This is a genomic window from Pseudoalteromonas sp. MelDa3 (assembly GCF_002863625.1).
In the GTDB taxonomy this organism is placed as follows: domain Bacteria; phylum Pseudomonadota; class Gammaproteobacteria; order Enterobacterales; family Alteromonadaceae; genus Pseudoalteromonas; species Pseudoalteromonas arctica.
On the sequence record NZ_PJBR01000236.1, the window covers coordinates 1 to 10,431 of the forward strand.

Sequence of the window (10,431 nt, forward strand, 5' to 3'; positions counted from 1 at the left end):
TTGTTGAGCAACAACAGCAAAAAATATTTAACTATATCGACTCTTTTCACTCTACTGCAAAACTACTTTCAACCTCGCCAGTACTTAGTGATTTTTTAGCAAACGACATTCGTGCCAACGGTAATTACACCCGAAAACTTGGCGCGCTTATGGATGTATTTGCCAGTTACAGTGAGGCTTATCCCGATATAATTAGCATTAATTTAGTTTCAGCCAGTGGGAAAAGCGATGCCTACTACTCTAACAACCTAACAACAGCGCCTAAAAGCTACCCGTTTTTTAATCAAGTATTGCAAAGTAATTTAAGTAAACAGCAATTTATGATTCAAAAGGATGATGGCACCACTAGTTTGTATTTTATTCAACGAATTTATAGTGTTGATTACTATTTAAAACGACCACAGCAGCTTGGTTTTATTGTAATACATATAGAACCTTCAATACTAAACTCTAGTATTTTAGAAGCGCCATATAACAACACGCTTAATTTAATGTTGACTAAAGACGGGAAAATTTTATTTAGCTCCGATTACAATATGCGTGGCCAATACATAAGCGAGTACGAACTTAATCAAGTGCACGACCTCGCTGATATCGGCATGCTTTCAACTATTGAACTCTCAAGCATAGACAAAATAGAGCGAATGATTTTTGCAGTGCAAATGCCCGGCGGATATTATTACGTATCGACCATTCCCAAAGGGGTGCTTTATCAATCAGGCAAAGCCATAAGTTTAATAACAGGCTTAATTGTTATTATTTCGGTGATCACCCTGCCAATATTAATTTTTGTAGTGGTCCGCAATTTATTACTTAACCCAATTGAGTTACTCGGGGCTGCGAGTCATCGTGTTGGTGATGGCGATTTGTCGGTGCACTTACCAGCTCATACAAATGATGAAGTAGGTGTTTTATTTAACGACTTTAACCACATGGTTAATCAAATAAGGCACTACCAACAACAGCTTGAAGAATACAAACACCACCTTGAAGATAAAGTGGAAAGTCGTACCCAAGCACTTGAAACTATGAACAGCCAACTTGAGTTAGCTATTGGCCAAGCTGAGCAAGCTAATCAACTTAAGAGTCGTTTTTTAGCTAACATGAGTCACGAAATACGCACGCCGCTCACGGCCATTATGGGCTTTACAGAGCAGTTACTACACAACGATAAAGTAGCGAATGACAAACAACACCTAAGCACTATTTTACGTAATTCAAAACACTTACTAGAGTTAATAAATAACATACTCGATTTATCTAAAATTGAAGCTGAAAAGCTGGCTGTTGATTTGTCAGCGTTAAACGTAGTGCAGCTTGTGCACGACATTGAATCAATTATTCAACCACTGGCACAAGAAAAACAATTAACCCTTAATATCGACTATCAACTGCCGCTACCCCGCACCATTTATAGTGATGTGACCCGCTTAAAACAAATACTTATAAACATTGCTAATAACGCTGTTAAATTTACCGAAAATGGCAGCGTGTCTATTTGTGTGCATTATTTACAAGCAAGTCAAAAGCTAGAGTTTGTAATTAAAGATACTGGTATTGGTATGTCTGAGCATCAAATAGAACGTGTATTTAAGCCGTTTGAACAAGCCGATGCCACAACTACACGTCGTTTTGGTGGTACAGGTCTTGGGTTGTGTATTTCTAAAAACTTAGCACTGTTACTTGGTGGCGATGTAAACCTTGAAAGTGAAGTGGGTGTAGGTAGCCGAGTTACAATTAGGGTGGCATGTCAGCTATCTGATGATCAACCCATGCTTGAGTTTTTAACGCAAGACAGCCAGTTAATACCAGAGAAAGACCCTCTCTTATCGTTTGCAACCAATAGCTTCGACGCCAATATATTAGTGGCTGAGGATAACCCAGATAACCAACTATTAATTAAATTATTACTGCAAACCTGGGGCCTTGAACCCGATATTGCCAGTAATGGCGCACAAGCTGTAGAAATGGCGCTCGTAAACGACTACCAACTTATTATTATGGATATGCAAATGCCTGTAATGGGCGGATTAGAAGCGACTAAAATGCTTCGTCATGCAGCGTATAATGGCCCTATCATTGCCCTTACTGCCAATGTAATGAACCATGATATAGGCACTTATCTAGAAGCTGGTTGCGACAAAGCACTGGCTAAACCCATTGATAAAGATGCTCTGGAAAACGTACTCGTAAGCTACCTGCATCTTGAAAAAGATAATCAAAATAAATGGGATAGCCTATTAAAGAGCGAAAAGTTTCAGCAAATTGCCGATAATTACTTAGCTAACTTACCTACATATTTAGAAGAAGTTAAAGCTTTGCAGCATTGTGATGATTGGGAAGCATTAAGAGGTATAGCGCACAGTGTTAAAGGCAGTTCTGGATGCTTTAACTTTGATGAAATTTACCATAGCGCTGCGGCACTTGAAGAGAACTTAAAAAGTAACAATAAAGTACCAAGAGACGAGCTGGTAAATGATTTAATAGCAGCCATTGAGCAAGCAATTAGCGACAAAGTAACCTAAAAAGCAAAGTTACAAAACGGTACAAATGCAGTACTTTAGCGGCTCTATATTTTAAATGCTAATTACCGACTTTAATTATGAAAAGTTTAAACCTAGCGCCATACCCATTAAAATAGCGTCTTCAAAGCCATTTTTAGCAGGGTTATCACTTGGGTAGTAGTTTTTACGCACTGACATCTCAGCAAAGCCTGCGCGCTCGTACAGCGCAATAGCACGCGTATTTGATTCGCGTACTTCTAAAAAGAGGTTTTCAGCATTTTGCTGCTCACCATATTCAATAAACTGCGCTAACAACTGCCTTGCAATACCCTTCCCTTGGTGACTTGGTGTTACACAAATATCCATAAGCGTAAAATCAGGCCCTGCTTTTTCACCAATATAAAAACCAATCATGCTCGCCTCATCAAATGCGGCAACATTAAAATAGCGCCCGCCTATACATGAACCCATTGTATTTAAAGTCCACGGATGGCTATGACACGCTGTTTCGATGGCCATTAATTGAGGTATTGCAGTTTCATCTACTGATTTAAAGTTTATCAAGGTATTCACTCATTAAAGCCCATAAAGCACGCTTCTCAGAGGCGTTGAGCTGTGGGGTTGGCAATGTAAGCTTATTGTCGTTTAATTGCATCTCACTGCCCTGTACAACGCTATTTATAATAATAGGTTCTGCACTGAGTTTAATGTCTGCAAGTAGTTGCTCATTTAGCGTTAAAGAACTAGCTATCGTGCTTTGCGATAAAGTATTAGCTTGCTCATTTGCTTGAGGACAATAATGTTGATTGAGTTCAAGATTTTCTATATCAAAAATAGCTGCGTAACGTGGATGCATAACAACTCAGTAGATTAGACATTTGAATAATATAAGAAGTAATAAAAACGATGTAAAGAAGAAATGGCAGGGGCGGAGAGATTCGAACTCCCAACCATCGGTTTTGGAGACCGCTGTTCTACCAATTGGAACTACGCCCCTGCAATGACGACGAATTATAGAGAAGTTTCGCCAAAGGTAAAGAGAAAAATCACTCTTTTAGTTTAACTGCTTTTTAAATAAACAAAACGGTGAATTAGCATGCTAATTCACCGTTTTTTAATCACTTAAACTTAGTTAATTAAAACTAAAATTAATTATTCCCATTCGATAGTTGCAGGTGGTTTACCTGAAATATCGTAAACAACACGAGAAATACCATCTATTTCATTAATGATACGGTTTGATACCACACCTAAAAACTCATAAGGTAAATGTGACCAGCGCGCTGTCATAAAGTCGATTGTTTCCACACAACGAAGTGATACAACCCAATCGTACTTACGTGCATCGCCCATAACCCCTACCGATTTAACTGGTAAGAATACAGTAAACGCTTGGCTTACTTTATGGTAAAGCTCAGCTTTGTGAAGCTCTTCGATGAAAATCGCATCAGCGCGACGTAATAAATCACAGTATTCTTTTTTGATCTCGCCAAGTACACGCACACCTAAACCTGGTCCAGGGAAAGGGTGACGGTAAAGCATGTCGTACGGTAAACCTAGCTCTAGGCCAATTTTACGTACTTCATCTTTAAATAACTCACGTAATGGCTCAACAAGGCCCATTTTCATGTCATCTGGTAATCCACCCACATTGTGGTGAGATTTAATAACATGCGCTTTACCAGTTGCAGATGCCGCTGATTCAATTACATCAGGATAAATTGTACCTTGCGCTAACCATTTTGCATTTTTAAGCTTTTTGGCTTGCTCATCAAATACATTAATAAACGTATGACCAATGGCTTTACGTTTATCTTCTGGGTCTGACTTACCCGCTAGATCATTTAAAAACTGCTCTTCAGCTTCAACTTTAACAATATTTAAGCCAAATTTATTACCAAACATGTCCATTACTTGTTGGCCTTCGTTTAAACGAAGTAAACCATTATCAACAAATACACATGTTAGTCTTTCGCCAATTGCACGGTGAATAAGCATAGCCACAACCGATGAATCAACACCACCAGAGAGGCCTAAAATAACTTCGTCATCGCCAACTGTTTCTTTAATACGCTCGATAGCATCATCGATAATTTTTGCAGCAGTCCACAATTTTTCACAACCACAAATATCAATAGCAAAACGCTCTAATAAGCGCTGACCTTGATGCGTGTGTGTAACTTCTGGATGAAACTGTACGCCATAAAAACGTTTTTCTTCGTTAGACATTGCAGCATGTGGACAAGTAGATGTTTTAGCTGTTGTTGCAAAACCAGCTGGAATATCCATTACTTTGTCGCCATGGCTCATCCAAACGTCAAGTATGCCGTTGCCGCCATCTGTAATATGGTCTTCAATTGCATCAAATAATGCACAGTTGCCTACTTTTTCTACTTGTGCGTAACCAAACTCTTTTTTATCTGAGCTGTGTACATTTCCGCCTAGTTGAGCTGCCATTGTTTGCATACCGTAGCAAATACCCAGTACAGGCACGCCTGCATTAAATACATACTCAGGAGCGCGCGGGCTGTTTTCAAGCGTTGTTGATTCTGGGCCACCAGAAAGAATAATACCTTGTGGGTTGAACTCGCGGATTTGCTCTTCAGTCACATCCCATGCCCATAGCTCACAGTAAACACCAATTTCGCGGATACGGCGCGCGATTAATTGCGTGTATTGTGAACCAAAGTCTAAAATGAGAATTCGTGAATCGTGAATATCTTTGCTCATGGAGTATCTCGTAAAGTCTGATGCTAAATGTCATTTGTTAATGTAAACGACTAAAAAGAGGGCTTGCAAAGCAAGCCCAGTATATTAAATTAATTACGCGACTTAACCTAAGCGGTAATTTGGTGCTTCTTTAGTGATTTGCACATCGTGTACGTGCGATTCACCCATACCCGCTGAAGTAACGCGTACAAACTGTGGTTTTGTATTAAGCTCTTCAATTGTTGCACAACCAGTTAAGCCCATAGCACTTCGCAGGCCACCTACTTGCTGATGGATAATCGTTGCAATTGGACCTTTGTAAGCTACGCGACCTTCAATACCTTCAGGTACTAACTTGTCTGCTTCGTTTGATTTTTGGAAGTAACGATCTGATGAACCTTCTTTTTGATCCATCGCACCTAATGAGCCCATACCGCGGTATGACTTGTAGTAACGACCTTGGTATAATTCAACTTCACCTGGCGCTTCTTCAGTACCAGCAAGAAGTGAACCCACCATTACACACGATGCACCAGCAACAAGTGCTTTAACAATATCACCAGAAAAACGAATGCCGCCATCAGCAATTACAGGAATGTCGCGACCCTTTAAGCCTTCAACAGCATCTGAAATAGCTGTAATTTGTGGGACGCCACAACCGGTAACAATACGTGTAGTACAGATAGAACCTGGGCCTATACCTACTTTAACTGCATCGGCACCGGCGTCTGCAAGTGCAATCGCACCTTCAGCGGTAGCTATGTTGCCTGCGATAATTTGTAAGTCTGGGTACTCTTTACGCGTTTTAGTAACACGGTCAATAACGCCTTGAGAGTGACCATGCGACGTATCGATAAGTAAAACATCAATACCCGCCTCTACTAATGCAGCAATACGCTCATCAGTACCCGCGCCAACACTTACAGCAGCACCTACACGTAAACGACCTTGGTCGTCTTTACATGCGTCAGGTTTATCTTGGGCTTTTTGGTAATCTTTTACTGTGATCATGCCTTTAAGTTTAAATTCATCATCAACAACTAAGATTTTTTCAATGCGGTGTTCGTGCATTAAGCCTAAAATTTCTTCGCGTGCTGCGCCTTCTTTAACGGTAACAAGCTTTTCTTTTTTAGTCATAACGGTAGAAACAGGCTGTTCAAGCTTAGTTTCAAAACGCATATCACGACTAGTAACAATGCCTACAAGCACATTATTGCTATCGGTAACCGGAAAGCCTGAAAAACCTTTTTCGTGCGAAAGCTCAATTGCATCTGCAATTGTTAAATCGGCAGTAACCGTTACAGGGTATGAAACAATACCTGCTTCGTAGGTTTTAACTTTACGTACGTTTTTCGCTTGTTCTTCAATAGTCATGTTTTTATGAATAAAACCAAGACCACCTTCTTGCGCAAGGGCAATAGCTAAACGAGCTTCTGTAACAGTATCCATAGATGCTGAAATAAGCGGCAAGTTAAGTTTTATTCCACGCGTTAAGCGAGTTGAAATATTTGCCGTGTGTGGCAAAACAGTAGAATGACCAGGTACTAAAAGTACGTCATCAAAGGTAAGAGCTTCTTTAGCGATTCTAAGCATTTTGGCAACTTCTCACATGTGGATATAAGATAAGGAATTGCGGCCAAATTTTAACAGCGTTGTTGCCACTAGTAAATAATATTTCGCAAATATTTATGATAAAGTAGCCCTATAAATAGATTTAGGTTGTTTTTTATGTTTTCACCGTCCTCAAAAGCAGTTTACACCGTGTCACGCCTTAATAGAGAAATTCGCACGCTTCTTGAACAAGGGTTTGCATCGCTTATATTAACCGGCGAAATTTCGAACTTTATTACACCAGCATCTGGGCATTGGTATTTTTCGTTAAAAGACGATAAAGCACAAATTAAAGCAGCCATGTGGCGAGGCAATAATCGTAACCAAAGCTACCGCCCAGCAAATGGCGCACAAGTAACGGTAAAAGCGCGCGTATCACTTTATGAACCACGCGGCGACTACCAACTTATTGTTGAATATATGGAGCCCGCAGGCGAAGGGCAATTAAAGCAAGAGTTCGATGCACTTAAAATGCGTTTAGCTGCCGAAGGATTATTTAGCTCTGCTCACAAACAGCCATTACCGCAAAATATTAATCGTATTGGTGTTATTACCTCAGCAACCGGCGCTGCTATAAAAGATATTTTAACGGTACTCAAACGCCGAGCGCCGCAGCTAGAGGTCATCATTTACCCTGCTATGGTACAAGGCAAAGAAGCGCACGTGCATTTAATTAACCAAATTGAATTAGCTAATGCTCGTGATGAAGTAGACGTACTTATTTTAGGGCGAGGCGGCGGATCACTTGAAGATTTATGGTGTTTTAATCACGAACAGCTCGCCCGCGCTATTTTCAAAAGTGAATTACCGATAGTAAGTGCGGTAGGCCACGAAATAGATACCACGATTAGCGATTACGTTGCTGATGTTCGTGCAGCGACTCCATCAGCCGCAGCTGAGCTTGTAAGCCCAAATACGCAAGAGTTACACAACAAAGTAACGCAATTAGTTAATCGTTTATCTAACGCGTTTAAGCACGGCATTGCCGACAAGCGCGCACAAGCAACGCAGTTACAACACCGCCTTAATTTATGTCATCCGCGTAATCAGCTTAATCAAAAATCACAACGTTTGGATGAGCTAAGCATTGCGCTGCAACAGGCGATGCGTAATCGTTTATACCAGCAAGAACGCACACTCAATAACTTAACGCCGCGTTTAATGCGCCAATCACCCGATAAAAAACTCGCTACAGCAAACCATCAACTCGCGCAAATACAAGCAAGGCTTAATCAGGCTATACAACATCAATTGCAACAAGCTAATAATAATTTGGCGTTACAAGCGAGTAGATTAGACTCAGTAAGCCCACTCAACGTATTAGCACGTGGTTACAGCATTACAAAAAATGAGAAAAACAAAGTGGTTAAATCGGTAGGAGATGTAAAAGCTGGCGACACGCTAATTACAGAATTTGTTGACGGCGTGGTGCACTCACAAGTACATAGCTAAGGCTGTTAAAAAAACATTATAAAGTGCGTATACTTACTCTTTGATACTTACTACAAACTCTATTTTCTCGTCGTTAGAGCTTGATGTAGTTAGCTTAAATTGCTGCCACCAGGGCATTGCTGTTAGCTTATCGTTAAGCTCACGCCACTGCGCATGTCCTTGCTCATTACTTTGCTCAGCAACAATCACAAATTTACACAGTGTTTGCTTGCACTCCAAATCACTTAACTGTGCTGAGTTACTCAAGTTGCTGGTAATTAAAAAATCGGTAAGCGCCGTTTCTATTTCATAACTCCACTGAGTATTTTCACTTTCATTATCAAATTTTTCATCAAGTTGCTTAGAAAAATCAACATCATCTAATTGCGCTAACTGAGTTGACTTTAATTGTTGTTCGGCACGCTTTAGTTCCTTGGTTTTAACGGCAAGTTCGTCGGTAAGCGTACTTATTTGCTGAGTATACTCTTGTTCAACAAATTGCCGTGTAGCATTTTGGTTGGCCGTAATTAAAGCGCTATTTAGGTTTGAGTCATTGCTAACATCATGACTACTAAGTTTATTATTGCTACTGACTTTAATAGTAACATTCTGACGCGTATTTTCTGACTGAGGATATGCGTCATTAGATATTTTATTAAAAAACAAAAAGTAACTACTAGCCAACCCCACACCAGCAATAAAACTTAGCAACATTGAAAGTGAGTTACTTTTATTAGACATTATTTTTACCTAAGGCTACAGCATTGCGCTAGTATGCGATGCGTTTTCTGGCTCTTGTTGAGTCAAAAAGTTTTGGTTCATACTTTGCGCCGGACACTCACAATCCGGTCGACCAATAATTTTAGCGGGTACGCCAACAGCGGTTGTGTGTGGTGGAACATTGCTAAGTACAACTGAGCCCGCACCAATTCGTGCGCCCTCACCTACTTCAATATTACCAAGTACTTTAGCGCCGGCGCCAATTAACACGCCCGCTCTAATTTTAGGATGACGATCGCCCTGCTCATTGCCTGTACCGCCAAGCGTTACAGATTGAAGTATTGATACGTTATCTTCAATTACCGCTGTTTCACCAATAACAATACCGGTTGCGTGGTCAAACATAATGCCTTTACCCACTTTACATGCTGGGTGAATATCGACCCCAAACACTTCAGAGTTACGGCTTTGAATAAAGCGCGCTAGCTCTTTGCGATTTTGTTGCCACAAGCAATTAGCCAAACGGTGCGCCTGAATAGCATGAAAACCTTTTAGATTTAATATAACCGTAAGATAGGTTTCTGATGCCGGATCGCGGTCTTTTACCGCTTTAATATCCTCAGCAACAAAAGATAGCATACGGTCACATTTTACAAATGCTTGGTCGAACAACTCTCGGATAGTGAATGCAGATACCACCGCATCAGCCAACTTATTAGCAACAATAAAGCTCAATGCCGAACCTAAACAATCATGATTCAAAATGCATGAATAAACATGACTTGCTAATAATGGTTCACGTTTTACTACATCGTTAGCTTCGTCGCGAAGCTGTTGCCAAATTGCATGACGCATAATACTGCACTGCCTTAAGTTGATATAAAATAGCCTTTTCCCAAGTCTAACGGATTTAACCACTAAGGTGTTAATCCCTTAGTTATTTGTTCTGGTTATTAGATATAACTAGCACCCAGAAATGATATTTTAAATACTTACCTATTTTTTAGATTAAGTTATACGACAGTAGCTAAAATGACCAATACATACTTAAAATATAATAAATTAATAAAAATCAAAAGCTAACAACATATGACAGCTCACCTGTCATATGCCAAAATACATACTGGCGTACAGCTGACGGCGTAAATAACAAAAACAAACGCTAAATTAGCATCATCAACTCAACAAGGATAACGATGATGAAAAACGATATATTAAATACAAGAAAATTAGGTTACAAATTTTACTTTCAAGATGGCGACAATCAAATAGCCTGTTTTGGCAGCTACTTTACAGGCAAAGAAGAAATCTATGTAAACGACGATTTAGTTAGTAGTAAACGTAGTATTGGTAGAAAAAGCACGCATACATTTGAGTTTAAAAAACATAACTACCAAGTTAAGTATCACATGCAAAATATTATTACTGGCAAACTAGAATGTACTTTTTTTAAAAA

The 10,431-nt window shown here is 39.8% G+C and carries 8 protein-coding genes, 1 tRNA gene and 1 pseudogene; 3 read left to right on the plus strand and 7 right to left on the minus strand.

Going from position 1 to position 10,431, the window contains the following annotated elements; translation table 11 throughout:
* A partial coding sequence (locus tag CXF89_RS19910; RefSeq protein ID WP_145990856.1) for an ATP-binding protein occupies window positions 1-2,525 on the plus strand: 2,525 nt, incomplete at its 5' end.
* Window positions 2,526-2,600: 75 nt separating this feature from the next.
* Here CXF89_RS19910 and rimI read toward each other — a convergent pair.
* From rimI to guaB, 5 genes are all read right to left on the minus strand, one after another.
* Window positions 2,601-3,068 carry a ribosomal protein S18-alanine N-acetyltransferase gene (gene rimI, locus CXF89_RS19915; protein ID WP_007581622.1) on the minus strand — a complete coding sequence of 156 codons (468 nt, stop codon included), beginning with the start codon at window positions 3,066-3,068 and terminating at the stop codon, window positions 2,601-2,603.
* Entirely contained in the window at window positions 3,055-3,360 is a 306-nt protein-coding gene (locus CXF89_RS19920) for a hypothetical protein (protein ID WP_024590045.1), read from the minus strand. The genes rimI and CXF89_RS19920 overlap by 14 nt, the downstream gene beginning before the upstream one ends.
* 64 nt (window positions 3,361-3,424) lie before the next feature.
* Window positions 3,425-3,501, minus strand: a tRNA-Trp gene (locus CXF89_RS19925).
* A gap of 155 nt (window positions 3,502-3,656) precedes the next feature.
* Window positions 3,657-5,234, minus strand: coding sequence for a glutamine-hydrolyzing GMP synthase (gene guaA, locus CXF89_RS19930; protein WP_121955562.1), 1,578 nt, complete (start codon window positions 5,232-5,234; stop codon window positions 3,657-3,659).
* 102 nt (window positions 5,235-5,336) lie between these two features.
* Window positions 5,337-6,806, minus strand: coding sequence for an IMP dehydrogenase (guaB, locus tag CXF89_RS19935; RefSeq protein ID WP_002958783.1), 1,470 nt, complete (start codon window positions 6,804-6,806; stop codon window positions 5,337-5,339).
* 135 nt (window positions 6,807-6,941) lie between these two features.
* Here guaB and xseA point away from each other — a divergent pair, with 135 nt between their 5' ends.
* A complete protein-coding gene (xseA, locus tag CXF89_RS19940) occupies window positions 6,942-8,276 on the plus strand; it encodes an exodeoxyribonuclease VII large subunit (protein ID WP_121955563.1) in 1,335 nt (444 codons plus the stop codon).
* 33 nt (window positions 8,277-8,309) lie between these two features.
* Here xseA and CXF89_RS19945 read toward each other — a convergent pair whose 3' ends face one another.
* Window positions 8,310-8,996, minus strand: a complete 687-nt coding sequence (locus CXF89_RS19945; protein ID WP_121955564.1) for a hypothetical protein — start codon at window positions 8,994-8,996, stop codon at window positions 8,310-8,312.
* 15 nt (window positions 8,997-9,011) lie between these two features.
* Entirely contained in the window at window positions 9,012-9,830 is an 819-nt protein-coding gene (gene cysE, locus CXF89_RS19950) for a serine O-acetyltransferase (RefSeq protein WP_121955565.1), read from the minus strand.
* A gap of 341 nt (window positions 9,831-10,171) precedes the next feature.
* Between cysE and CXF89_RS19955 the strand changes: the two are divergent.
* Window positions 10,172-10,431 (plus strand): annotated as a pseudogene (locus tag CXF89_RS19955) (hypothetical protein); the annotation flags it as partial.

Bases quoted from the DNA above. Each gene is read 5' to 3' on its own strand.
- xseA (WP_121955563.1), top strand. From the start codon at position 6,942: ATGTTTTCACCGTCCTCAAAAGCAGTTTACACCGTGTCACGCCTTAAT.
- guaB (WP_002958783.1), bottom strand. From the start codon at position 6,806: ATGCTTAGAATCGCTAAAGAAGCTCTTACCTTTGATGACGTACTTTTA.
- cysE (WP_121955565.1), bottom strand. From the start codon at position 9,830: ATGCGTCATGCAATTTGGCAACAGCTTCGCGACGAAGCTAACGATGTA.
- CXF89_RS19920 (WP_024590045.1), bottom strand. From the start codon at position 3,360: ATGCATCCACGTTACGCAGCTATTTTTGATATAGAAAATCTTGAACTC.
- guaA (WP_121955562.1), bottom strand. From the start codon at position 5,234: ATGAGCAAAGATATTCACGATTCACGAATTCTCATTTTAGACTTTGGT.
- CXF89_RS19945 (WP_121955564.1), bottom strand. From the start codon at position 8,996: ATGTCTAATAAAAGTAACTCACTTTCAATGTTGCTAAGTTTTATTGCT.